The following is a 25,546-nucleotide window of genomic DNA, read 5'->3' on the forward strand; positions in this document are numbered from 1 at the left end:
GACGAAGGAGTCCTGAATATGGAAAAGACACAGCATGCATCAACCGTTTATCGCAAGGAACGAAGCAATACCGGATTTTGGCTCGTTGTTCTCGGTGCAGCCCTTTGGGGCGTAGATCCATTGTTCCGCATTATTTTGCTGCAAACGATGACCTCCACTCAAATTGTACTGGTGGAACATATCATCGTGAGCTTAATAGCTATACCTGTCTTATGGAAATTCCGCGCCGACCTGAAAAATCTGCGAGCCCGTCACTGGATCGCTGTTATCTTTATCTCATGGGGCGGCTCAGCACTGGCAACGGTCCTATTCACGCTGGCACTGACACATAATGATCCCAATACCGTCTTGTTGCTGCAAAAAATGCAGCCCATCTTCGCGATTGTTTTGGCTAAGTTCTTATTAAAGGAAACACTACCGCGCCGTTTCGGCTGGTTATTTATTGTTGCTCTCATCGGAACCTATCTGCTTACATTTGGATTCACACTTCCGCTTGGAAACTGGAACAACTGGATTCATGCGGGCAGCCTGTTGTCACTTGGCGCTGCTGCCTTATGGGGTGGCTCTACGGTAATGGGACGACTGATGCTGGGGCAAACCCGTTATGAGACGGTCACCTCGCTCCGCTTCGTCGTTGCTCTTCCGCTTTTGATTCTCATGACCTGGAACGAAGGTGCAGCTTGGACCTTGCCATCCGGTGCAGGAGAACAGGCGGCTGTTGGGCTCAACATTTTGGGGCAGGCGCTTTTGCCTGGTTTGCTGAGTCTGTTGTTATACTATAAAGGCCTCTCTTCCACGAAAGCCTCTGTGGCCACACTGGCTGAGCTGAGCTTCCCAATGGCTGGTGTGCTTGTGAACTGGATTGCGTTCCGGACGCTTATCACTTGGGAACAGTTGATTGGATTCGTTCTGATCTGGATTGCATTGTTCGCCATCTCCAAACAGCAGGAACGATCTACCACAGCTTCAGACGCAGCTCCTAAGCTTCGGGCCGAGTAAATAAGATCCTACTTATACTTGTTAAGGCACTGACACATCCATCTGGATCTGCAGTGCCTTTTGTCTTTTTATAATTCCAGTGGTACGATGACATATGAAAGGTACTTATTCTATTTCATATTTTCGGAGAGGAACGATCGTCATGTCTTCATTTTCATATACGTCCTATGATGCCATAGGTCTGGCTGAACTGGTTCGGGCGCGGGAAGTTTCCCCCGTTGAATTGCTGGAAGCGGCATACGCACGTATGGAAGAAGTTAACCCTCAGCTTAATGCGGTCATTCGTACATATGAAACACGTGCACGCGAGGAAGCTGGCTACGTTCGTCCAGGCGAACAGCCTTTTGCAGGCGTGCCATTACTCCTCAAAGACATCTCGCAGTCGCTAGAAGGGGAAATTCTGACTTCCGGTTCCCGTCTTCTGAAGGATCATCGGGCATTACGCAATTCCAACTTTGTATCCCGACTCCGTGATGCTGGCTTCGTCATCATTGGACATACGAATACACCGGAATTCGGCCTCAAAAATATTACTGAACCACGTCTTCACGGCCCGAGTCGCAATCCATGGAGCACAAACCATTCTCCAGGAGGTTCAAGCGGCGGCGCAGCTGCTGCTGTGGCTTCGGGAATTGTTCCGCTCGCCGGAGCCAGTGATGGCGGTGGTTCGATCCGGATTCCCGCCTCCTTTAGCGGACTTTTCGGACTAAAACCCACTCGCGGACGGACTCCTGTAGGGCCCGGTGTTGGCCGGCAATGGCAAGGTGCATCCATCGACTTTGCGTTATCCCGTACGGTGCGAGACAGTGCAGCCCTGTTGGATACACTGCAGGTCATTCAGCCTGAAGCCGCGTTCCATGCCCCACTCTTTCCGGGCAGTTACCTGGCAGATATGAACTATCCACATCAACGCAAACTGAGGATTGCTTATACCACGGATTCGCCGGTGGGAACACCCGTATGTGAGGATGCGAAGGAAGCGGTATACAAACTGGTCCGCTGGCTGGAGGAACAAGGTCATCATGTTGAGGAAAAACTGAGCCCGGTCAATGGCGTTCGGTTGATGCAGAACTATTACATGATGAACAGCGGTGAAATGGCGGCGATGATCGCCTCCATGGAACATGCGATGGGCAGACCTTTGACATCGAGTGATATGGAGATTGAATCTTGGGTTCTGGCTGAAGCAGGCAAAAAGGTATCGGCTGCAGAATTCGTTCACAGTCTTGCAGAATGGGACGTAGCCGCCGCGCAGATGTCAACGCTCTTCGAGCGATATGACTTCTATGTAACACCCGTTAATGCCTTTCCTGCACCAAAAGTTGGAGAACTGACTCCTCATGAGGAGCAAATCCAGCATCTGATGCAGATTAGCGAATTGGACAAGGTGCATCAGCAGCAATTAATCTATGAGATGTTTGAGCCAAGTCTCACCTACACCCCATTCACCCAGCTCGCAAATCTGACAGGCCAGCCTGCGATGAGCGTTCCGCTACACCTGACACCTGATGGCTTGCCAATGGGCGTACAGGTTATGGCAACCAAAGGGCGTGAAGACTGGCTGCTCCATCTGGCTGGTCAGTTGGAAGCATCCGGACTTTGGATCGGAATGAAGGGAAATCCACTTTTCCCTGATTAAGGGAAACAAATATTGATCTAACTCCGTTACCGCTTGAGTATATCAAGGTGTAACGGAGTTAGTTATGTGTTCAATTTTCTCCATCTGCTATGAAATGTGTATTACATGTTTTAATTTTGATACGAATGGCTAAATGCTCAATCGCGTTATCAAGATTCCAAAAAATATAGTTTACATAATAAATATTACGTTTAATATCTACTGCTCACAAGGATGATATGAGATTTTTTAAATATGAAAATCGCATCCATCAAAAGGCAACTTTCGTTCAATGAGTTTAACTGCATTGTCGATTCCGTTTTGTTGATCTTCTGTAAGACGACTTTCATCCCATCCCAATCCCCTAACCACCAGAAAAACGAGCAGATATTGCGATATTTCATAAACATAGGAATGGTCTGGATCCACCGTTCCGAGAGAATGTAATATGTGAAATTCTCCAATTCAAGACGTTATTTATTGTAAATATGACCGAATACATAGCGAGTTATTGTAGATTACTCTACTGCCCCGGTGGCAGCGATTCGTAGATCAACTTCTACATCAAATTGGTAATGAACCAACCTTAAAGTATTCGCGAAGCAGCAGTATCCGGTCTTTCAGTCGTAATAATCTGCGGAAGCAAGGCAAGCGGTTGGTCTTCAATAAACTCAACTAATTCGCCCGTGTTAATAATGGCGTCCACATCAATGGATTGAATGCGTTCTTCAAGAACTTTAACGACCTCAGGTTCAACCACGTCCTCCAAATAAAGCAGGGATACGGCCGTCTGTCCGCGTGTCCCAACAATATACCGTTTTAGCTTTAATTCTTTGTCCGCAATATAACGTCGAATCATGGCTATATTTTGTGCACCGTTTTCTATAAATCCATGATGCGCCCCTTTCAATGAAGGCTCTTGCTGAGGGTCCTCAATTGCACGTTGAGGAATACCTTTGGTATCCAGTGTATAGGCTTCACTTCGCCCATCGATGAAAAGCACACTGTAGCCAATCATAATGGCAAGCTTAAGCTCTGCCCACTTGGATTGAGGTTTCACATTCCCCACGGTCGTGATGAAGTCTTCGGAAGGATTACCGGACTCCAGCTGAAGTGGTGCAAGAACGTCGTGATGAAGCATCGTTTTGTCAGTCATTTCGTCCATGTAAATGATGGCTGCCTGTTCACCAGTTTGTTTGATCCACAACTTTCGAATGATCAAGTCATGAGTATTCGTAAAGATTTCTTGAATTTTGGCAATGGATTCGTTCAAGTTTTCAGTTATGCATTCATCATTCGTGTTCGTTCCAGATGACTCAGTCACTACCCTCCACTCCCTTCTTCAAGCAGCATTTCCTTATTATGACGATTATTCTCGTGCATATTCATTTTGCTTTAGAAAGACGAACTCCAAACTTGAAACCAAAAAAGTCGCTAAACTTAGCGACTTGTAATGGTGTAACATTATTTTTCCTGTTTGATACATATGAAGTGATTTATATGGATATATATAACTTTCAGTTTTTATACCTCACGAGGAAAGCTTCATTTCGCATGGATAAATATGTTATGCCTTCAGTTCGTTTTTTCTAAATCAACTGTGACTTCAAGGTCCTGGAGATAATTCGTTGGATTGAATACAGGTGTGGCGATCTGTATGGACTCCGTGCTGTTGACGTTGGCAAACGTGACCTCATACTTATCGCTACCTTCAATCCGAATGGGTGGGTTGACTCTTGGAAATGAATTACCCATTCGATCGTAAAGCCAAATATTGCTTACTTGTTCATTAATGCGTTCTCCTGTGACTTCAAAAGTAAGGGTCAGTTGGTTTTTCTCCCATTGCTGATCCAATACAATGATAGATCCCACTGCTCCTTGTGGAACGGTTATCGGTCTCCCTTTCCATTCCAAGTTTAATTTTTCCGTTGTATAGGCTGTACTTATATAAGGCGTGATTGTGACTTTGTTGGGCTTAGAGTTAAAGGGTTCAAAAAGGTACTTGTACTCACTATTGTTTTGAGCACTCGAGAATTGGTTACCAGTGGTTCTCAAAACATGACCACGCTCATCCCTCACCATAAATTTTAAAATCCCGATTGCACTATTAGTACCTTGTAGGCGAAAGGTCAACTCCGTTGTCGTTGGATACAGCGCAAGTGCATCATAATTCATTTCATAGTCGTTCCACATTCCCGATTTGGCAATTGGAATCGTTAGATAACTTCCTTGACGCTCAACCGAAATTTCAACGTAGGTTGTTTTCTCATCACGGGACACAACACCCAGGGTAAATTTGTCTGGCAGCTTATCTTTGGGATCAATCTGAAGCAATCCACCATAAGTGCCATTTTCCAACTTAAGAGCAGGAGCATTCGCAGCGTAATCTGAAATGCGCTTACCATTCACTGTATAACTGATGTTATTCAAAAACTCATAGATATTTTTGTCATGATCCGATGTAATCCAGCCAAGGTTTATATTAGAACCGTCGTATAGACTCTCTGTAAACGTAATGTCCTGATCACCAATTCGTACCTGCTGATTGAGCTTCTGTGATAATCCTAGCTTGCTAGCTTTTTTCACTCCATCCTCCCCTATTAACTCAAAGACAGATCCAATGATCGGAATGGACTTCACAGCATCTGCAAATGCAGGAGACAAAGACGCTATGCCTACCGTAAAGGCTAACGAAGCAACTACTGCTGTGGATGCATAGAACAATCGTTTATGTAACCTTTTATGTTTTTGATTTGTTGATAGTTCGCTAAGCGTTTGGGTCATGAACATATCCATGTTTTCAGGAAGTGGACGATTCACTTGTTCCTTTAGTTGCTGCTCCCATTTTTCCATGCATAGCCCTCCTGCTTCTCCAAGATATGTCGTGCATTTTCACGAGCGCGGCGTAACCTCGTTTTGATCGTGTTCTCAGACTTCTGATAGATCTCAGCCAAATCCTTGATGGAGATATCATTAATGTGATACTGCTCAAGGAGTCGCCTGTCTTCTCCGGGTAACGCCTCGAGTAGCTGTTCCAATTCGATCTGTCCATATCCATTCTCAAATGTAAAAGGAACAGCAAAATCACTGAGGTCCGTCACTTTTTTATTTTGCCGATGAATCAGGTTACATTCGTTAATGACAATCCGTAGCAGCCAAGTTTTGAAAAAAACAGGCTCTCGCAGTGTCTTGATCTTTTCGAACGCTTTTAGAAGGTACATAACGACTTTATGTGCTTGTATCAGATTCTCGAAAGCTTGAACGTTGCCTCTTTGAGCTCTTCTTACTTCTTTGGTTACGTCCAATAAATCCCCCTCCTTTCACGTAGATGTATGTTAGATGGTTAATATCAACGTGAGGTTTCAACTTTGCACAAATTCCGAAAAAAACTGCATTCATTATATCAATTTTATAACCGGGCTTGATTCCAGAAAATTAAACAACCGTTACCCGATGTAATCATCGGGTAACGGTTGTTAGAAATAGATACTACATATGTTTAATTTAGCACTCATCAACGAAACAGATCGTATGAATTTTCATTCATGTTAGCTATTTGCTCAATTATGAGAAAACTGCATTTAGACTTTAAATTTCTCTGTTAACTCTTGAAGTCTTGCCGCCATACGAGCCAGGTAGGTAGAAGAAGAGCTAATCTCTTGCATGGAGGCTAGCTGCTTCTCGGTTGCTGCGGACACGGTTTGGGCGCCTGCTGCTGTTTCTTTCGTTTTCAAAGTTTATTCGACATTCGATACTCTGGTAAACGGCTCCATCCAGAGAACTCATTTCAGTATGGACACTCGGCCTTCAAACTACATGCAGGAGTAGACAACATTTCGCAAACGTCTCTGAATGTAAGGCTCTTGGCTGTTCAGCAGATGCTGTGCATACATCACGGTGAGCCCCGAGTCCGGATCGATGATCGCCATGCATCCGGCAGCTCCGCTCCAGCCAAATTCGCCAAGCGGGCTCAATGAGCCGCTTTCCGACTTGGAGATATGCGTACGAACACCGAGTCCAAAACCATATCCCCCCATATGATCCCAAGAGTAATCAGCGCGGGTCATCTCATTCAGATGATCTGTCCGCATCAATTCCACGGATGCCTGTGACAAAATGCGAACGCCATCAGGACTGATGCCTTTCCCAGTGAGCGCGTTCAGGAACAGCGCATAATCCCGTACGGTGGACAACAGCCCCGCCCCACCGCTCTCCAATTCCGTGCCTACACGGAACCCGTTACCATCCATGCGGATGGCTTTTTCGAGTTCATCATTGTATGCGTACTGTGGAATCAGACGTGACTGCTGCTCGTCGTTCAGATCGAAAGCTGTATCGTTCATGCCAAGGGGTCCGGTGATTTGTTCCTGCAGATATGTCCCGAAACGTCTGCCGCTTACAACCTCGATCAATGCTCCCAGCACATCGTGACACATGCTATAGTTCCAATGCGTACCTGGCTCAAATAGAAGCGGTTCCTTCGCGAGCGCTTTCGCAAAATCACGTGTCGGCAGTTTTCCATTGGTGCTTTGCACGGCTTCTTGGATGGATGGCGCACCAACGTCATACGAGAAGCCCGCTGTCATGGTAAACAAATCACGTACCGTAATGGCCCTTGTCGCTTTCTCCAGTCTGATTTCGCCATTCGGCATGGTTTTCTTCACATTCATCTCCGCAAACTCAGGCAGGTAGTCGGACACTGGATCACTGAGCAGCATATGCCCTCTTTCTACAAGCTGAAGTGCTGCAACGCAGGTCATGATTTTGGTCATGGAGTAGAGATTGAAGATGGCCCCATCGGCGATTGGTGTTTTCTCCTCCAGGTTAGCATAACCATTACGATAGTGGAAAACGGTGTCATTTTGATGTATGACCAGCACCTCTGCCCACGGAATTCTCCAGGATGTGATGCGATCAATAAATGAAGCAAGCGGTTTAAAGTCCATGTTTATCCGTCCTTCTATGTAGAATCGTTTATTAATGCACAATGTGAACCATGGTAACTCCACGAATCACATATCACTACTATACGACCATTTGTAAGCGTTGACTACCATCCGAAGTAACTTGTTCCACAAAAAGAAAAAAAGCCGCTAAACTAGCGACTTGAAGTTAAATACATTTCTCTAGCAGCAACCAACGCAGTGTTATACTCTATTGTATGTTGCCTTTTTGATGGTGTAACTACACTACAAGATTTCGATATACCCTTCTGTTCCATGCACACGAATTCGCTGCCCGTCTTTAATCCGTTTCGTTGCATTTTCCACGCCAACCACTGCAGGCAAGCCATACTCACGTGCAATAACGGCTCCATGGGTCATGAGTCCACCTACTTCGGTGACTAGCCCTTGGATGGATACAAATAACGGTGTCCAGCTCGGGTCTGTAAAAGCGGTAACGAGGATATCTCCATCTTCCAGCTCAGCTTCCTCCATGTTCAGAATCACACGTGCACGCCCTTCGATAACACCTGATGAGACAGCAAGACCAACTAATGCTTCGGCTGGTAGGTTTTCTCTTTTGTACTTACCTGCAATGATTTCGCCATCTGACGTGATCACACGTGGTGGAGTTAGTTTTTCATATAATTTGTATTCGTCTTTTCGCGTACTGATCATCTGATAATCAACTTTACGGTGACTTATCACTTCCCGAAGCTCTTCAAAAGTAAGATTATATATATCTTCTTTTTCCCGCAAAACGTCCGCCTGAACTAGTCGCTCAGCTTCCTTGAGCAAAGCTTGCTTATAAGTAAAGTAACGATGAACCATGCCGTATTTGGGGTATTCCCTGTACCCGCTCAAATTTCGAATGAGATCGATCTTTTCTTTTGTTTCTTTTGCTTTTTGCTCTCCATCAGGCAGCTGCTTCAATCGTCCTAATAACTCCTCTTCTTTTCTCATAGCCTCCTGTCGCCCTTGCTCAAACTTCCGACTGCCTTCGTTAGGCTCAAAGTTTTTGATATTACCCAGAATCAGGGGGACAAGTGTCAGTGGTTTTTCAATCCAACGTGTTCGGGTCAGATCAATCTCTCCGGCACAGCGCATTCCATATCGGTTAAGGTATGCATGGATCGCTTCTGATGCTTCCTGCCCACCATTGAATTGAACGAGCTCTTCCAGAAATTGATCCTCTTTAACATGTTGTAAGTACTGAATGACCTCAGGATAAGGACGAATCACATCTGCGACATCCAATAACGCGAGCCCCATTTCGGAAGTGATATTGTTTGGCACAGACTGGGAAATTGCATCTGCTGCGTTTTTCTCACCCAACCATTCGTTCATTTTGTCATTGAGCCAAAAGGAAGCGTTCATACCAGCTGTTATTACAGCTGAACTTCGCGGGTCAAATAATATCTTTCGAAGTTCCTGAATATCTTCCTGGATAAAATCAATCAAGTCAGATCCGGATTTTGTTTGAATGTTTTGTTTTAACTCTTCAATAGATGCTTCATTGTTCTTGATCAAATCAAAAACGATGGACGGATCTTGTTCATTGATTGGTGATGGAGATCCTACTGGGGGCAATCCTTTATTGCCACCACCGGGATTCTGCACTTTGTTGTCGCCTGGTAACGATTTTACAAAATCCCCTCTCTCAATCACGGTCATCAAAGCGTCTTTGATGAGCGGATCGGATTGACCGAGATTATTTAATATCATTTCTCTGCTGGCAGGTGCGGCTAGCATAGCCGTTACATCAACAAACAACCTTCCGCCCGCTACACGCATGGGTGCAGGAGTTGTCATGAGGTAAAATGACAAGCCAAGTGGTTTGATGGGATCGGTCATCATTTGTTGATGGGCAACAGATACGTATACGTGATTTTCTTGATCATTCACTTCAGGGATCGGAAATAACGTCGTAATCGGCCGGCTCTGCACAATAAAAAATGTGTCATCCGCCAAGCACCACTCGATATCCTGCGGGAAACCAAAGTAAGCTTCAATCTGTCTTCCTATCCGGGCCAATTCTAATATGTGTTGATCGGTAAGTGTTTGAGTCTTTTGCCGGTCAGGTTCGATCATCCGAGTCTCTGTTCCGCCTTCTTTTAGTCCGTAGATCGCGAGTTTCTTGGCTGCAATCCTTTTATCAATAATTTCTTCTCCCCGTACTTTATAACTATCAGCAGATACCAAACCAGACACCAATGCTTCTCCTAGTCCAAAACTGGCATCAATGGATAACACCTTTCGATTGGACGTAATAGGATCAGCAGTAAATAGAATTCCTGATGCCTGCGGGAAAACCATCTTCTGTATAATAACGGACAAATATACTTGGCTATGGTCAAATCCGTTCTGCATACGATAGATTACCGCCCGATCCGTAAATAGGGATGCCCAACATTTGCGAATATGCTGCAGAATGGCTTCCTTGCCGATAATGTTCAAATAGGTGTCCTGCTGCCCTGCAAAAGAAGCATGCGGCAAATCCTCTGCTGTTGCACTGGAACGCACCGCATATGCATGTTCATCTCCATATTGGCTGAGGTAGCGGCTTACGGCTTCGACAACATCGGACGGAATTTCCGAATCCAAAATGAGCTGCCGAATCTCTCTGCTAATTTCACCAATTTGATCACGCTCTTCTGCATGAAGCATCGTTAGTCGACAGAGCAAAGAGTGATATGTGATGTTCTGTTCGATGGCTTTTTGATATCCCAACGTTGTAACACAGAATCCCTCAGGAACTTGAATCCCTTCCCTCTTGGATAATTCGCCTAGATTCAATCCCTTCCCGCCAACAAGCCAAAGCTGTGTCCTTTCGATCTCCTGGAAACCCAGAACCATAGAATTCATTCAACATCTCTCCTAATCATCAAATTGAAAAAAATCCTTTGACAAGATTTTAGCGGCATGCTACAATAAAAATATAAGATAGATAATTTATGCCTACATACAAAATATTCTCGCGAACTGATCATACCATCGTGTTACTTTATATGCAATACCAAAAAAGGACCTGACTAATTTTGTCTGGTCCTTTTTTGGTATTTTCTTCATGCTCCTCCATGTGCTATGGGGTGTTGCAAGGATATAATATCAGCATGAATGAAATTTACGGTGCACTATTTGTTATTTTCGCCTTGATTCAGAACAACTTCTATCAGTGAAAATCCGTAAGGACCCTGGAAGCAGCGGAAAATAGAGCATTAAAGAAGGCCTTATAAATGACACCATTAATTTATGTTTTCCACCTCAGCGGCTTGATTTGGTTATTCAGTGAACAATTCGGAAATAATTCTCTCATACCGCCTATAGGAAGGAAGAATTTCATGAATTCCAATGACTCTCGCTCAGAGAAGAGTGCATATTTGAAAGAACTGGGTGCCTTATTTATCCCTATGGACGAAATGCAGAATCTGGACCGAATGGTTGATGCGATTGGTGATGTAGATATTGTGCTCCTTGGGGAATCGAGTCATGGAACAGCTGACTTCTATCGTTGCAGGGCTGAGCTTTCGAAAAGGCTGATTTCAACCAAGGGATTCAACATTATAGGTGTTGAAGGGGACTGGCCCGCTGCTTATCGGTTGAATCGGTATATAAAAGGGGCTCCAGGTGCCGATTCTTCAGCTGCAGAGGCACTGGGTGATTTTACTCGCTGGCCGACTTGGATGTGGGCGAATACAGATATTCGTGATTTTACCGAATGGCTTAAAGAATATAATGCAGCTGAACACGGTAGCAGCAATGAACGTTCTAAGATCGGATTTTATGGGATCGATATGTACTCCTTATGGGAATCGATGGAGGCTATTATTGGATATTTGGAGAAAACCAAGTCTCCTCAGTTGGAGCAGGCCCGCCGCACGTATGCCTGCTTCGATCCATATAACAAGGACCATCAGAGTTATGGTATTGCTGCAGGATTACTCTCCGAGAGCTGCGAGAATGAAGTAGTCGAACTATTAAAGCAGATGCAGAAACAGCGTATGGCGCACCCGGCTAGTGAAGAAGAATTGAACGCAGAGGTTAACATGCTGGTAACTTCCAGCTCAGAAGCCTATTATCGAACAATGGTTCGCGGCGGACCGGAGTCCTGGAATATACGGGATAGACATATGGTGGAATCACTGAAGCGAATTATGTCCTACTATGGGGCTTCTGCCAAAGCCATCGTCTGGGAGCATAATACGCACATCGGAGACGCACGGGCAACGGACATGCAGGAAGATGGCATGGTGAATGTAGGTCAGCTGCTGCGTGAGGATCCGCAACATCGGGTGTTTGCCGTTGGTTTCGGAACCTACGAAGGAGAAGTCCTTGCCGGAAGAGCCTGGGGAGATCCTGTTGAGAAAATGATTGTACCTCCCGGACAGCCAGGAAGCTGGGAGGACTATATGCACCAGGCAGGAGGCGGACGAAATGGCATGGTCATGCTCTCCGAAGCGTCCTCCCTACTGCATAAAATCATTGGCCACCGAGCCATCGGTGTGGTGTATGATCCAAAGCTTGAACGTTTTGGCAATTATGTACCTTCCAGCATGGCAGACCGTTATGATGCGGTTGTCCACATTGATCAGACCACTGCTCTTCAGCCACTCCCGGTCCATAAGCCGGTTGCAACGGAAGCACTGTTCTCTTCATAACCGTGCTTGGAGAAAGGTCTAAATTTTAGAATAAACCAATATAAAAGCGGCAGTCTCGGAATAGACCGATTCAATGATGAGACTGCCGCTGACATTTGGTTTTTACTCGGGACCGTAAACCTCAAACTCCCAAATCGAATAACCGTATATGGTTGCCCGAACCGTTCCATACATTCGAACATACCGTGCTTCCACTTCGTCAAAAGTTACGGTCTCTATACCACCCTGACCTGTTGTGGTACTGTATACATCTCTCCAATTCCCCTCATGACTCGGATCTTCGGTAACCTGTATTCGATAGCTCTTGCCATAAGCAGTTTCCCAATACAGCCTCACTTCATCTATCGTTTTAGTTTCACCTAAATCCACATATACCCAACCTGGGTCCACTCCCCGTTTTGAACCAAAGCGAGTAGTGAAATTCCCATCATTTACGAATGGGGCGGTATCTTCGACTCCATCCCGAGATGAAGCTACTGCCGGTCGATGAAGCGCTAAGTTGGTTCTTGGAAGCGGTTCTTCATCTTGAACCGGTCTGATTGTAATATCTTCGTAATGTTCCTTGCTCAAAAAATTCATCTCGTGAAGTGTAGTCGCAGGCTGGCTTGCTCCAGGCATATAAATGTTTTCGAAAGTCACATCCGTGATCTTGGCGCCTTCCAACCCTTTCATTTTCGCAAAACTTTCACCAGCGTCACGTACCGTAATATCCTTAACCATGATATCACTGATGGGTCCAACACCGTTATTGCCACTATTCACCGTGAAGAGGGTCATCCAGGCACTATTATCTTCGTTCTTTCCACTGATGTCCTCAACATCCATCGATTCAAACCGGACATCACTAACTGAGCCGGTGCCGTATTTGTGATGAATCGCGAACCCCACTGCCGCTTTATAAACAACGCCATTGCGAAATACGATATTGGACTGATTCTGCATAACGCCTTGGCCAACCTTATATCCGTAGCATAACGTCCAGGCTATCGTGTCCTCAAACAGCACATTCCGAACAGGCTCAGGATTACCCGGCCATGGCACTTTTCCAGAAGCGATATCCGTATCTGATTTCCACGATTTTGTGGAGAACGGATCATCAAGCGAGATTCCAATCGCATTCTGTACAATGACATCTTGGGATTCACAAACATCAATACCGTCGTTCTCGCCCATCCCCAAACTGTTAAATAGCTTTAGATTTTGGAAGACAAGATCATCTGAACGAACCGTAACCACAGCCCATCCTGCTGACTCTCTGATGACAATGCCTTCCATCACAAAGTGGGACGTATCAATCGGAACGACCAGATTATTAATCATTCCCTTTCCGTTAGTACTTTTGTCATCATGCAAGGCTTGACCATTGCCGTCAATTGTACCCCGTCCATAGATTCGAATGTTCTCGGATTGGAAGGCGGTGGAGATCCACCAGGTTGCCGGTCGTCCCATCGAATCCTTGAACCAGTGCTCCGCATAATCTGCAGTTTTGCCCGTACCTACCAAAGTGGCTCCAGGTGCCATATAGATCGCCGTATTACTTTTCAAGACCAAATTGCCAATATAATAAGTCCCTGCAGGTACATAAACAATCCCTTGAGCTCCTCCACCATTTAAGGTTCCGTATTCGCTGGCATCTTCAATGGCCTGTTGAATGGCCTGGGTTCTGGCTGAAACTCCAGCTGCTGACGAACCCGAAGATGCTACATGATACGGTGCTGCTCCAATATTAAAGATTCCCTCGCCGCTTGTAGCGGGGACATCCGTTTCGAGTGGATCCGCAGCGATGACCATGCGTGTCTTGCGATTATTCATCATGACGATGAGGTATTCGTCGGATTGAGTTGTAAAGGTGATGGTTCTGCCCTCGATCTTGTCGGCTTGAATTCCGAGTTTCTTCGGACTTATTGAATACTCATGCACCTTGTCCGTGTTCAGGATCGTTAATTCGTAAGTAACAGGACCTTCTGACATCGAAAAATGCGCATAGTCATAGTCGCTGAACCCCTTTACTACAGGAACAGGCACTCCGTTTGCCTTAAGCGTGTAATTTACGGAAGGTGCATACCGGACCGAAGGCTCGTAGGTTATAATTGTGGCTGGACTTGCCTGAAGATGCTGTTCTCCACTTTCCAATGCTTTAACGTGAGAATTCGAATAGGGTGTCAGCAGCAAAGCAAAAACAATGGTAAGCATAATGTTTGCACGAAAATTTGTTCTAAGCCATCCCATTACATATCGCCTCCTGTTATTTTCTCCACTTCGAAAGCGCATACAATATTTCTGAATTTGAATTCTCATAATGTTCCAATCATTCAGGAATACAAATCATCCTGGGAGCAGCAGAGAGTCCAAACGGCACGAAAGCATAGCGATTTTGGTAAATAGATGTATTCGGTTCCAGATCCTTATCCGTCCATCCGGGTTTATCCTTGAAGCTGTCGGGGCCTACTTTGATGGGTTCCCCTTTAATATGATGATGAGGCCCGAGTAAGTTTCTGCAGCTTCCAGTCAATTCGAGCTCGATGAGATTTTCTCCTGGTTCAAGATATTCCGTAATATTCGAGACAAACGGTTCCCATAAGAAAACATCAGTATCTGCTCCGTTGATCCTTAACCTGGTGACTGTTGCATCTGGTGGTGAAGCGAAGTCCCAATACCAGGAAACTCCGTCATCTAGTTGTATTTGAACAGTCTGCGCAACTCTAATGCTCCCCGCAAAGAACGGTAAACCTTGACTGATCAAGCCTTCTTCCAGCGAGCATACTTGTAGAGCGTCGGCGAGCACAAACGGTCCATCCGTATATTTGACTCCACGTGTATCATCAACATAACCTGATTGGGAATTGACAGCAAAATCACCGATAATATATATGCTTTCAATTTCCGTATCTAATGTAAGCTTATTCGCTTCGGATTCGAATTGGCTTGCCCGAGTCATCGCTGCATACGTTTCGGGTGTATTCCAGAAATACTGGTGGAGCCTAATCCTGTTAAGTCCTGAAGTAAGGTACCCTCCGATATCTATCTTTTGGAAAGAAATATCCCTCCACCAACCACAGCTGGTCGATTCTACTTGATTTCCGTTCACAACGATTTGCATTTTCTCCGGATTTTCCACGACCAAATACAATTTTTGTTCTTCAGTGGGTTCAAAAGCAAGGTTAACACTGAATTCCAACTCCATATGAACAGGGGAACCGATCTGCAGCAACTTTTCCTGAATGAAAATAAGAGGCATTTCAGTGGACCACTCACCATTTTCCACACGATACCTGCAGGTATCCAGCGTAATGCTATTCACATCCATTTCTTCGATCTTCCACTGGTTATCCAAGTGATGAATATGACTATCGGTTAAGTGCGTTTGAAGCCGTTTAATTGGATCGGAATAACATTGCACATCACTCTGTGCGAGCCGGAACATGTAGGATTGAGCAGGATAGAGCGTCAAGACGACCTGTGTACCGCCATCGACTGTCTTTTGGTTCACTGATTTGAAGTCGCCACTTTGCAAATCAATACGAGAAAGCGTTCCCTTTTGATGAATGGTTATTTCCGTATTTGAATATGCCTCGTCACCTGAATTCACCAAATAATAGAGAAAAGAGTCACCAAGCTTCAGTGTCTGGACGTTAACCATATCGGATGCAATTGGATTTCCCCACCTGTCATTTACTGAAATCGATGGTGGAACCTTACCGGAAATCAACTTGGCTATGGATAAACGGGTATTGGTGGGTTTTAGGGCAGCATGGATTAATCGATTGATGTCTTCATTCTCTTCGCCATCAATCAAACGCGGGTACGGCTCTAGCGCAATTAACATTCCCCCTTGGAGGATAAACTGATGAAGCAACTGGACGGTCCTGCTGCTTAAGGTGACGCTTGGGGGTATGACAACAACCGAGTAGCTGGCTTCCCCTACAACGAATCGTCCACCATCAACATGGCCATGACGCTCCAGCATTCCCTCACTGCCGTAATCATGTTCGATGAACGATTGACACAACCAACGGGACAGCTGTGCAAACGATTGATGATATGGCTCGATACGTGCTGAATCCGCCCCTGTTTGTTCCACCCAAGCGGTGCTGATGGGATGCAGCAGCAATACTTCGGCCTGTCTGGTACCTTCCACCAGAAGCATCGATAACCGGGCAAAATAATCGTTAAAGTGATGATAGTGTTCCCACCAAGGCTGCTGATAAAAAAGAGAAGGCGGATAATCGCGCTTACGTAGACCTCTTAACGTATAAGCCTGCAAGTGTTGGCACAAGAGATTCATGCCATGAACAAATTGCCACTCTCCGATTCGTTTCAGATCCTGAAAGCTAATATTCCATCCCGAACAGCCGTAACTTTCGGTCATGGCCTGTTTTTTGCCGAGTTGACGGACAACGGAGCTGACCTGTTTGGGAACCAGCGGATCTTCGCCAACAGATCGGCCGAGCCAGTCACAACCCGGAATGTGCAGATGTTCATAAAAGCAAAGAGGATCGCCTACCGAGGTAACTTGACTCATCAGCGTTTGTTCATCTACGACATGACCGACAGACATCCACCCCCTTTCCCCGCACCACGCTCCTACCTGCTTGGCATAGGCTTCTGTGAACATTGTGGTTACGCACGACCAATAATCATGCCTCGTCTTCCGGCAGTTATCGGTTTCCAGAAACAGTTCTGGAAGTGCTTCGAATAGGGAATAACCGCAGCGGCTCTCAAATACATTCGCAAGCTCCAATGACCACGGAAGTTCGCCCCGACCAAACTGTGGTTCATCCGTGAATATCCCTTTGATTGCTGAACCATATTTTGTGCCAAGCCTTAACCAGTACGCATCGTAAACCATCGTAATAAATGTGCTTACCACATGTTTACTAAGCGTATCGATATAATAGGGATTGACCTCGTAATACACTCGAAAGTCGGGTCTGCGTGGATCATCTTGATCGAGGAGATGCAGCCTGTCTTCAATCTGAATATAGGTGGCAATCGTCATCTTTTCTTCTTGCCTAAAGGGAGCCCATTCATAAGACAGACGCTTTTGCTGGTAGGAATGACCGAGGGCAGGCAGCTTACCGTCAGCGTAGCCGCTGGGCCAGCCATTTTCGTCATACAGCCACACCTCCATACCGAGTTCTTGGCTTTTCTCGATGCAGAATCCGATTAATTCCATCCACTGCTCACCCATGTATGGTACCGTTAAGCCTCCTCGGGCGTGAATAAAAAAACCGCCAATGCCTGCCTCATGCATTTCTTCGATCTGCCTTAAAAGCTCGCGCTTATTCAAATCGTCATTCCATGACCAGAATGGTTTTGTTCGATAACGGGCAGGCGGATCCTTTAGCAGGTTCCATATTGTCATTATTTATCCACCTCGTTTTAATCGTTTAGGCATAGCTTGATCAGATCATCGATATGTGCCGTTGCCAAACATTCCACTGCGTCCGCTGCTCCGTAATACATTTTCACTTCACCATCAGGTTCAAGGATCATTCCGCCAGGGAAGATTACGTTATTGCGGAACCCTCCCTCGATCTCGTAACTTACTTCAGGTGCCATTAACGGTTCCTTGGCCCTGCCAATGATCTTCTTGGGATTATCCAGGTCAAGCAGCATTAAGCCGGCAGTATACCGCTTTTTCCAGGATGCTTCCCAACCGTTTTTTCCCCGAGCGTGATCAATATCCACAGCATGGAATGTCGTAAGCCATCCATGTTTGGTCTTAATCGGAGGTGCAGCGGGTCCGATCTTGTCATTGGCAAAAGCAACATCTTCAACAGCCAATAACAGATCGGAATTGCCCCAATATTTCAAGTCCGGAGACTCGGATATCCACATGTCAAACCGGTCCACTCCTCCCCGGCTGTACACGGTGAATGGCCGCTCTAGCCTCACATAGTTTCCACCGATTTTCTCGGGGAACAAAACCATGTTGCGTAAATCCGGGGTAGACAGACTTAAAATTTCAAAGCTCTCAAAATCGTCCGTAACTGCAACGCCACCGCGTATACCGTGCTTCGTATCCACAGCGAAACACATATAACAACGCCCTCCGAGCACCGTAAGTCTCGGGTCATATGCACGTATGATCTCTTGATCGTACAGCTTAAAGCAAGGCTTCGGGCGTACTTCCCAATGGATACCGTCTGCACTGAAAGCGACCCCAAGGTCAGTGGTATGATGTGGTTCAAGAGTCCGCTGCTCGGTGGAACCGTAATCGTTCCGAAACACCATCACATATGTTCCATTGAATTTAGTTACCCCTGCATTAAATACAAGTGCAGTCGGATATGGAACCCGGGATGCATCCAGAACCGGGTTATCCGGATAACGTTTAATGACGGAACTAGATGTCAGATCACCGATATGAAGTGTATTCATGGCTATATACCTCCTTGTGAGATAGGTTGCTGCTAGCCCTTTAATGAGCCGGCGGTCATTTGCATAAAGGATTTGTTAGCAAAAATATACGCGATCAGAATCGGTAGAATGGAGAGGCACGCTCCAGCCATCATGAAGTGTGTCTGTGAAGCTGCGGCAACCCCGTATTTCAGATTGGCCAGGCCGACGGTCAGCGTCTGTAATTCAGGTTTGCTAAGCGTAAATACAAAGGGCAGCAGATACTCGTTCCACGCTCCTCGAAAGGCAAACAACGCGCATACGCCAAGACCTGGCGTAAGCAAGGGAATAATGATTCTCCAAAATGTCCTTCCCGATGAGCAGCCGTCGATCCGAGCTGCTTCGTCCAACTCCCTGGGAATCCCGTTCATAAAGCTCAGCAGGATGAAAAAGGCCGAAGCATGAGCGCTGATCAGAATCAGAATGACTCCCCACAGAGACTCATGCAGATGAAGCTTAATCATGAGGTCGAATTGAGGTCGAAGCACGACTGCACCGATGGCCACAAACATCGTAAATGCCTGAAGACTGACGTAAATCTTTTTACCGATAAAATCCATGCGGTTCACGACGTACGCTGCCATGGAAGCTACGAGCAAAGTACCTAATGTCGAGGCGGTGGCAACGAAGAGGCTATTCAGTGTATACGTTGAAAAATTCGCCTGTTTCCATGCTTCCAGGTAGTTGGAAAACTGCCAATCGGCCGGCAGAAATGTAGCCCCGGCCGTAAGCTCGGCATTGGTTTTGAAAGAACCAAGAAAGGTGATTACCACAGGAAACAGGGTCAGGAATGCAACAACGATCAGAAACGTCCATAGTATTGTATTCCAGGCGATCTTCATGAACGTTCCTCCTTAATCGTTCTGACTCATTCTTCGAGAGCCATAGAAGTAAAGTATTGTGATGATGCCAACAATCACGGCAGTAACAAAGGCAACAGCGCTGCCATAACCAAACTCCTGGATCTGCGTCGCAGCTGCTCCGCCTGCCGGCGGGAAAAATAATTTGTATACGTAGAGGAACATGACATTCGTTTTCCCAATCGGACCTCCATCGGTCATGACCATGATGCTTTCATAACCTTTGAGCGCATTGATGATGGCGAGCATGATAATCATCTGCATGACGGGGCCAAGCATTGGAATGGTAATGTATCTGAACTGCTGTAATTTGTTTGCCCCATCCAGTGCAGAGCTCTCGTAAACATCCTGGGGAATATTTTGCAGACCCGCCAGAAATAAAAGCATGTAATTTCCAACCGCTCCCCATACGGCCACCAGAATGACGGTCAGCATCGCATAATCCACGCCGAGCCAATCGACGGCACTCTGAATAAAAAGATACTTCATCAGAAATTGGTTCAGAATGCCATTATACGAGTTGAAGATCGTAAAAAAGACGACTGCCATGACCGCCGTACTTATGATCGTCGGCATAAAAAAGATGGCTCTGAGCAGGTTCTTTCCTTTGATATTCCAGTTCAGAATAACAGCCAAAATCAAGGCAAGCGGAATGGATAACAGAAGTTTGCCTCCGGCGTAAATAAACGTATTGGCAACAGATTCCCAAAACTGCTGATCTCTCATGACGCGCTCGAAATTGGCCAATCCTACAAATCGTTCGGCGCCAAACCCTTTGTAGTCGTAGAACATATATCTCAGCGCCCATATCATGGGGTAAATGCCTAAAACCATGGTCAGAATAAAGCTAGGGAAAAGAAAGCTGTAGGAGAAGGCAACATTCTTCGCTTTATTCATATCCTCTCACTCCTCTGTGACATCTGTGACTACATCTATTTGGCATATTTCCCGGCAAGATCAAGAGGATTAAAGTCAGTGATCGGTTCTGCCTTCACATCCCCGCTTGCGATAGCAGCATCCAAAGCGGCGTTATATCGAGCGTTCAAATCGCTAATGATGGAATCCAAATCGCCACCGCTTAGCATATAACTGAAAAACGCATCATCCGACTTTATGCCTTGGACTGGTACAGACGGATACACCGGCCAGACACCGTCGTATTGGTTCGGAAGGAATCCGTCAATTCCCTTCACTTCCGGCTTGGCGGCAACCGAACTAACGGAAGGAACCATCGATATTCCAAATCCTTTTTCCTGGTACTGTTTCAGGATGGATTCGTTGTACATGTACGTGAGAAATTTCCATGCAGCTTCTTTATGTTCAGACTTTGAGCTAATAGCCAACCACTGTCCGCCCAGGAAACCGGAGGCACCATTGAATTGTCCATTAATGGATGGCACGGGTGCTGCGGCCCAGTCAATCTTCGCCGGGAATTGCGATTGGTAGACCCCTGCCTCTGCGGAAAAGGATAAATACATGCCAATCTTGCCTTCCGCGAATTGTGCACGCAGCGGATCAATATCCAGCGACTCAACGCCCGGCAGCATGCTGCCATCCTCTTTGATCTTTTTGAAAGCCTCAATAATCGGCTTAAAACCACTGAAATCGTAGCGTGCCGTCTTAAAATCATATCCAAAGCCTCCGAACCCACTAACCTCTGCAATCACGCGCGCAGAGCGCCCAAATGCACTCGAAGGACTTTTAAAATTCTGAGCGAATCCATAGGCTCCACTGGCCTTGCCCGCTTCGGTTAATTTCTTGGCCGTTTCGACCAGCTCATCCAAAGTGGTTGGTGGGTGCTCGATGCCTGCTTTTTCAAAAAGTTCCTTATTATAAATCAATCGCATCGTCGTGCCATAGTTTGGCAGGCTGTAGCGCTTACCTTCAAAACTGTTCAGGTCCTCCATAACCGGGAACTTTTCCTTCATCTCGTCCGTCAAAAACTCGTCAATGGGGGATAGAAATCCTTTTTTATAGAACGTCTGAATGGTATTTTCCTTCACGCGGATCACATCCGGCGGCTCTGAGGTCTGGTAAGACATATCCAGTGCCTGATCGAAGTCGTCTCCCTTGATGACAAGCTCAACCTCGATGTTGTCCTTATTCGTTTGATTGAATGTATTGATCGTTTCTTTGACAAACTCGGAATCATGGCGATCTCCCGTCCAGTATGCGATTTTTGTCTTGGCATTAGCTTCTGTTCCCGATCCTGGATCCGAGGATTTTGGGCTGCTGCAAGCTGCCAAACTCCCTGTAAGCACCAAAAACATCGCCGAGATGAGAAATTTTTTGCTGATTTTCATCTACCTTACCTCCCCATCGTATCTGCAATCCCGTTCTTTCTCCTTCAGTATAGAGGGTACTTTACACTTCCATAATGCGGGTAACCACACATCAAGGGCAGGTTTCTTCATCAATGTGACTTCTTTCAAAAAAACAAGCCCTGCATCCAAATAACGTTCGGAAACAAGGCTTAATCTATAAACGTGCAGCTCTAGACCAGATCGGCAGATGTACTGATTTTCCCTGTACTATACAGCTTAAATTCCGATGGGGTCATGTTCGTATGCTTCTTAAACATTTCGCTGAAATAGCGGCGATGTTCGTAACCAAGACTTTGAGCGATCTCCTGGACCTGATAATCGTCGATCAGCATCTCCTTGGCTTTCTCCATCCGCTGGTGAACGACGAACTGCTGAAAGGATATATTCAGCACTTTTTTGAATAGATTTGAAAAATATCCGGGGCTGATATTAAACTCCTTGGCACAAACATCAAGGGATAAGTTGGTATGCAGATGTGCACATATATATTCCTTCGCCTGATAGATCAGTTTTGTGGATTCATCGGATCGTTCATGTTCAATCCACGAACAAGCCTCAAGGCATATTCCCTTTACCGTATCCCGCATCAGCTGGAATGAAACGAGACCTGAACGCCTTACTGCATTCCATTGATCCTCAAGCCTTTTCACCCGTTCATGCGGGTAATGTTCCGACATCACTCTACAAATTTTGGATGACAGCTCATAACATATGTTCTCGACTTGCTGAGGCTTGGGCAGGGGATCCCGCTGCAATAGATCATTAAAAATTTGCTCCAAAATCAACCGACACTTCTCACGATGACCGGAGCGCAAGGAAAATAGCAATTCCTGCTCCGTCGAAGCAGTGTAATTCAAGAGCGTCTTCTCATCCTCCGAAGTGTCCGTATAACTATTCAAGCCATTGGTATAGAATTGATACTCCAGCGCTTGTAATGCCTTTTGATATGAATCAGGCAGTTCATCAATAGCATCCACACAGGTTCCAACCCCAATCGAAATGGATGAATGTGTGAATAGATACATATTCGTCCGGCATGCTTCAGATATCCGTTCAGCCAGCTCCATATCCCTGCAATTGATCAGACAGACAAAACGGTTTAATGCCTCGCCAAAAACGACACCACGGGTGAAACCTCGAATCGTTTCCTCCAGAACATTTCGCAGACTGAATCGGATAAGCTCCACTTCCCTCGCAGGCTGCTGTTTGTATTTGTCCATGAAACGATCCAATTCAACGATAAAGAGATTGAAGTCTCTGGAATCAAGCTGAATGCCAAGCGTTTGCCATCGAAGATAGGCAGTCGCTGCATTCGTCCGATGATGAATTAAGAGAGACAAGTGTTCCTGTTGCAGCGCGGGCAAGCTATTCATCACATTCTGCTTCAGTTCCAGCATCTTGCTATGTTCATGCCATTCCTCCAAATAAGCCTTCTTCGCCTTTAATACGACTTGGACGATCTCGTCGATCGAGAACGGCTTCTTCACGAAGTCAAATGCACCTAAACGAATGGCCTGTCTCGTAAATGAAAAATCCGTATATGCACTCAGAATGATGATCTTGGTAGAAGGGGATTTTTCGAGGATTTCTTGGGTCATGGCGAGACCATCCTTTTTGGGCATGCGGATATCTGTGAGCACGATTTCGGGTTTCCTATCCTGAATAAGGCGGATTCCTTCCTCACCGTCTAGTGCTGTACCAACCACTTCAATATGATGCTCCTTCCAAGGGGGCTTCCTTGCAATCATATCCACCACGCTTCGAATGTCATCGATGATGCAGAGCTTTACCATTGGTTCTTCATGACTCATGCTTCCACCTCTCCTTCTAGAATGGGCATCCATATTTCCGTTCTTGATCCTTTTCCAGGAAGACTGGTCAGCTTCATTCCGGCTTTTTCTCCATAAAAGAGGTTGAGCCGATTCACAATGTTGTTCAGGGCATACCCTTTGTTGGAATTCCGAGGCTCACGCATCCGCCTGCTTACTTGTTCAACATCCATTCCTGTTCCGTTATCCTCTATAGTCAGATGCAATAGATTATCCTGGAGAGTGACGTGCAAGCTAATCCGACCACCTGAGCTCATATCCTTAAAACCATGTTGAATGCTGTTTTCCACAATCGGTTGGAGCAAAATTTTCGGCAAGAGAGAAGTTAGTAACGAATCGTGAGTCAAAGTCACTTCAAAATCGAACATCTCTTCATAACATTTTTGCTGAAGGAGGCAGTATTGTTTCACATGGAGCAGCTCTTCCTCAAGCGTGTTCCAGTCTTTCCCTCCGCTCAACCCTAACTGGAACATTTGGGATAAAGATAAAATCATTTCATTGACTTCATCATTTTCACCTAATATGGATTTGCAATAGATCGTGTTAAGGGTGTTGTATAAAAAGTGAGGTTCCATCTGTGCGGTTAACGCTCGCATCTCTGCCTTCCTTTTTCCGGATTCGCTTCGTCTTACATCATCAATGAGCCGGTTGATTTCATCCAGCATTCGGTTAAATTGATAGCCCACCTGAGCTACTTCATCGGTAGAATGGCTTTTAAAGCGGACGTCAAGGCGGTTATCCTCTACCTGCTTCATAAGCCGCTGCAGTTTATATAGCGGATTTAACAGGAGTGCCGTCAATTTCGCGGATAAAAACCAGGCAAGAAGTAAAAAGAAAAGCATAATAAAAAAAGTGGTTCGCTTGACACTGTTCATTTGCTCCAGCAGTTTATCCTTCTGCTGAATACCGAATAAACTCCAGTTATCCATGATGGAAGACCGGGAATAGTTCACCAGATAATCGGTATTGTCGAATACATGAAAAAAAGAACCTTGCGTATTTTCGGATAAGTTCGCCAAAAGCATGCTGTCCTTCATCAGGTTATGGCTGGAGGACCACGCTGTTCGAATCACTTCCTCGCCTTTTGAATCAATGACAAAATAGTCACTGTCATCATTCAAAGAATGTTTGTTGACCGTACCAATCAACCCTCTCTCATTCACATTGACGACGATAAACACATGGGTATTGGAATTGTTATCTAGTGTTCCCTTCGTCACAAAGGATAGGACGCGACTGTTTCCGGTAAAAAACTTGTCAATATGTCCCTTCACCCAGATTCCTCCGTAATTTTCCTTGACATCATAATACATGCTGGATTCATAAAAGGATTGGTTTTGCGTACGACGCTGCGACATCGGGTAAAAGTCTCCGATGGGCGTGGCTATAAGGATGCTGTCGATCAGTGGTTCATTAAAGGAAACTTGGGAGAATACATATTGAAGTTCGGACAAGTGCACATAATAGTTTGAAATATCGTTGCTCTGAACATCCAGCATCATGTCTTTAAAAGCGTAACTGAACATTAGAGAACGAACCGAATTGGAGATGCCCGACAGCTTATCGTCCAAGATCTGGTTGGTTTTGTTTACCGTCTCTTGGCTGGATTCGAATGCGTTTTTTTGAATTTCCTTAGAAGCTATCCAATACGTTGTCAAGCCTACCGAGCCTATTGCAAGCGTTATCATAATGATGAAGGAGAATCGAACTCTTTGTTTAAATGAGACACCGTGAAGCCACCGGCTAAACGTTCCGGGTTCTAATTGAATTCGTTTAATCAAACTCCATCAACCTCTCCTGAAATCCAAGACTTGACCTCTAACACTAAACTAATCCGTTGCGAAAATATTGTACAATAGAATGTCATTTTAGCAACAGGTAAGTTTCCTCCAGATCCACTTAGCCCCGTACGA

General features: G+C 45.6%; 17 protein-coding genes. 3 read left to right on the forward strand and 14 right to left on the reverse strand.

Going from position 1 to position 25,546, the window contains the following annotated elements:
- The first annotated feature begins 18 nt into the window (after positions 1–18).
- Together ABGV42_RS06225 and ABGV42_RS06230 are read left to right on the forward strand one after the other, a co-directional pair.
- Entirely contained in the window at positions 19–999 is a 981-nt protein-coding gene (locus tag ABGV42_RS06225) for a DMT family transporter (protein ID WP_347380877.1), read from the forward strand.
- A 142-nt stretch (positions 1,000–1,141) separates the two neighbouring features.
- Complete coding sequence (locus tag ABGV42_RS06230; RefSeq protein ID WP_347380878.1) at positions 1,142–2,638, forward strand: amidase; 1,497 nt, start codon at positions 1,142–1,144, stop codon at positions 2,636–2,638.
- Positions 2,639–3,203: 565 nt separating this feature from the next.
- Here ABGV42_RS06230 and ABGV42_RS06235 read toward each other — a convergent pair.
- The 6 genes from ABGV42_RS06235 to ppsA form a co-directional block, all read right to left on the reverse strand.
- Complete coding sequence (locus ABGV42_RS06235; RefSeq protein WP_347380879.1) at positions 3,204–3,941, reverse strand: spore germination protein; 738 nt, start codon at positions 3,939–3,941, stop codon at positions 3,204–3,206.
- A gap of 251 nt (positions 3,942–4,192) precedes the next feature.
- Positions 4,193–5,470 (reverse strand): DUF4179 domain-containing protein, encoded by a 1,278-nt coding sequence (locus tag ABGV42_RS06240; RefSeq protein WP_347380880.1) that lies wholly within the window; start codon positions 5,468–5,470, stop codon positions 4,193–4,195.
- Positions 5,446–5,922, reverse strand: a complete 477-nt coding sequence (locus ABGV42_RS06245; RefSeq protein WP_347380881.1) for a sigma factor-like helix-turn-helix DNA-binding protein — start codon at positions 5,920–5,922, stop codon at positions 5,446–5,448. The genes ABGV42_RS06240 and ABGV42_RS06245 overlap by 25 nt, the downstream gene beginning before the upstream one ends.
- A gap of 276 nt (positions 5,923–6,198) precedes the next feature.
- Positions 6,199–6,351 carry a hypothetical protein gene (locus ABGV42_RS06250; RefSeq protein WP_347380882.1) on the reverse strand — a complete coding sequence of 51 codons (153 nt, stop codon included), beginning with the start codon at positions 6,349–6,351 and terminating at the stop codon, positions 6,199–6,201.
- A gap of 78 nt (positions 6,352–6,429) precedes the next feature.
- A complete protein-coding gene (locus ABGV42_RS06255; RefSeq protein ID WP_347380883.1) occupies positions 6,430–7,563 on the reverse strand; it encodes a serine hydrolase domain-containing protein in 1,134 nt (377 codons plus the stop codon).
- A gap of 243 nt (positions 7,564–7,806) precedes the next feature.
- On the reverse strand, positions 7,807–10,425 hold the full coding sequence (gene ppsA / locus ABGV42_RS06260) for a phosphoenolpyruvate synthase (RefSeq protein WP_347380884.1): 2,619 nt from the start codon (positions 10,423–10,425) through the stop codon (positions 7,807–7,809).
- Between the two features lie 476 nt (positions 10,426–10,901).
- Between ppsA and ABGV42_RS06265 the strand changes: the two genes are divergently transcribed.
- On the forward strand, positions 10,902–12,218 hold the full coding sequence (locus tag ABGV42_RS06265; RefSeq protein ID WP_347380885.1) for an erythromycin esterase family protein: 1,317 nt from the start codon (positions 10,902–10,904) through the stop codon (positions 12,216–12,218).
- Between the two features lie 102 nt (positions 12,219–12,320).
- Here ABGV42_RS06265 and ABGV42_RS06270 read toward each other — a convergent pair whose 3' ends face one another.
- The 8 genes from ABGV42_RS06270 to ABGV42_RS06305 all read right to left on the reverse strand — a co-directional run bounded on the left by ABGV42_RS06270 (position 12,321) and on the right by ABGV42_RS06305 (position 25,414).
- The gene (locus tag ABGV42_RS06270; protein ID WP_347380886.1) at positions 12,321–14,447 is read right to left on the reverse strand and encodes a discoidin domain-containing protein; all 2,127 of its coding nucleotides are present in this window, start codon (positions 14,445–14,447) and stop codon (positions 12,321–12,323) included.
- Between the two features lie 79 nt (positions 14,448–14,526).
- Complete coding sequence (locus tag ABGV42_RS06275) at positions 14,527–17,583, reverse strand: glycosyl hydrolase (RefSeq protein ID WP_347380887.1); 3,057 nt, start codon at positions 17,581–17,583, stop codon at positions 14,527–14,529.
- A 17-nt stretch (positions 17,584–17,600) separates the two neighbouring features.
- Entirely contained in the window at positions 17,601–18,602 is a 1,002-nt protein-coding gene (locus ABGV42_RS06280) for a glycoside hydrolase family 130 protein (protein WP_347380888.1), read from the reverse strand.
- A 32-nt stretch (positions 18,603–18,634) separates the two neighbouring features.
- On the reverse strand, positions 18,635–19,462 hold the full coding sequence (locus ABGV42_RS06285) for a carbohydrate ABC transporter permease (protein WP_347380889.1): 828 nt from the start codon (positions 19,460–19,462) through the stop codon (positions 18,635–18,637).
- A 12-nt stretch (positions 19,463–19,474) separates the two neighbouring features.
- Entirely contained in the window at positions 19,475–20,377 is a 903-nt protein-coding gene (locus ABGV42_RS06290) for a carbohydrate ABC transporter permease (RefSeq protein WP_347380890.1), read from the reverse strand.
- Positions 20,378–20,412: 35 nt separating this feature from the next.
- Positions 20,413–21,783 carry an ABC transporter substrate-binding protein gene (locus tag ABGV42_RS06295; protein ID WP_347380891.1) on the reverse strand — a complete coding sequence of 457 codons (1,371 nt, stop codon included), beginning with the start codon at positions 21,781–21,783 and terminating at the stop codon, positions 20,413–20,415.
- Between the two features lie 191 nt (positions 21,784–21,974).
- The gene (locus tag ABGV42_RS06300; protein WP_347380892.1) at positions 21,975–23,615 is read right to left on the reverse strand and encodes a response regulator transcription factor; all 1,641 of its coding nucleotides are present in this window, start codon (positions 23,613–23,615) and stop codon (positions 21,975–21,977) included.
- Positions 23,612–25,414: a sensor histidine kinase gene (locus tag ABGV42_RS06305; protein ID WP_347380893.1), complete on the reverse strand. Its 1,803-nt coding sequence runs from the start codon at positions 25,412–25,414 to the stop codon at positions 23,612–23,614. The genes ABGV42_RS06300 and ABGV42_RS06305 overlap by 4 nt, the downstream gene beginning before the upstream one ends.
- Between the last annotated feature and the right edge of the window lie 132 nt (positions 25,415–25,546).

Origin of the sequence: Paenibacillus pabuli, assembly GCF_039831995.1 — a bacterium.
Classification (GTDB): Bacteria; Bacillota; Bacilli; order Paenibacillales; family Paenibacillaceae; genus Paenibacillus; species Paenibacillus pabuli_C.

Excerpts from the sequence above, each read along its gene's own strand:
- ABGV42_RS06225 (WP_347380877.1), top strand. The coding sequence starts at position 19 with ATGGAAAAGACACAGCATGCATCAACCGTTTATCGCAAGGAACGAAGC.
- ABGV42_RS06230 (WP_347380878.1), top strand. The coding sequence starts at position 1,142 with ATGTCTTCATTTTCATATACGTCCTATGATGCCATAGGTCTGGCTGAA.
- ABGV42_RS06240 (WP_347380880.1), bottom strand. The coding sequence starts at position 5,470 with ATGGAAAAATGGGAGCAGCAACTAAAGGAACAAGTGAATCGTCCACTT.
- ABGV42_RS06255 (WP_347380883.1), bottom strand. The coding sequence starts at position 7,563 with ATGGACTTTAAACCGCTTGCTTCATTTATTGATCGCATCACATCCTGG.
- ppsA (WP_347380884.1), bottom strand. The coding sequence starts at position 10,425 with ATGAATTCTATGGTTCTGGGTTTCCAGGAGATCGAAAGGACACAGCTT.
- ABGV42_RS06265 (WP_347380885.1), top strand. The coding sequence starts at position 10,902 with ATGAATTCCAATGACTCTCGCTCAGAGAAGAGTGCATATTTGAAAGAA.
- ABGV42_RS06270 (WP_347380886.1), bottom strand. The coding sequence starts at position 14,447 with ATGGGATGGCTTAGAACAAATTTTCGTGCAAACATTATGCTTACCATT.
- ABGV42_RS06275 (WP_347380887.1), bottom strand. The coding sequence starts at position 17,583 with ATGACAATATGGAACCTGCTAAAGGATCCGCCTGCCCGTTATCGAACA.
- ABGV42_RS06280 (WP_347380888.1), bottom strand. The coding sequence starts at position 18,602 with ATGAATACACTTCATATCGGTGATCTGACATCTAGTTCCGTCATTAAA.
- ABGV42_RS06285 (WP_347380889.1), bottom strand. The coding sequence starts at position 19,462 with ATGAAGATCGCCTGGAATACAATACTATGGACGTTTCTGATCGTTGTT.
- ABGV42_RS06290 (WP_347380890.1), bottom strand. The coding sequence starts at position 20,377 with ATGAATAAAGCGAAGAATGTTGCCTTCTCCTACAGCTTTCTTTTCCCT.
- ABGV42_RS06295 (WP_347380891.1), bottom strand. The coding sequence starts at position 21,783 with ATGAAAATCAGCAAAAAATTTCTCATCTCGGCGATGTTTTTGGTGCTT.
- ABGV42_RS06300 (WP_347380892.1), bottom strand. The coding sequence starts at position 23,615 with ATGAGTCATGAAGAACCAATGGTAAAGCTCTGCATCATCGATGACATT.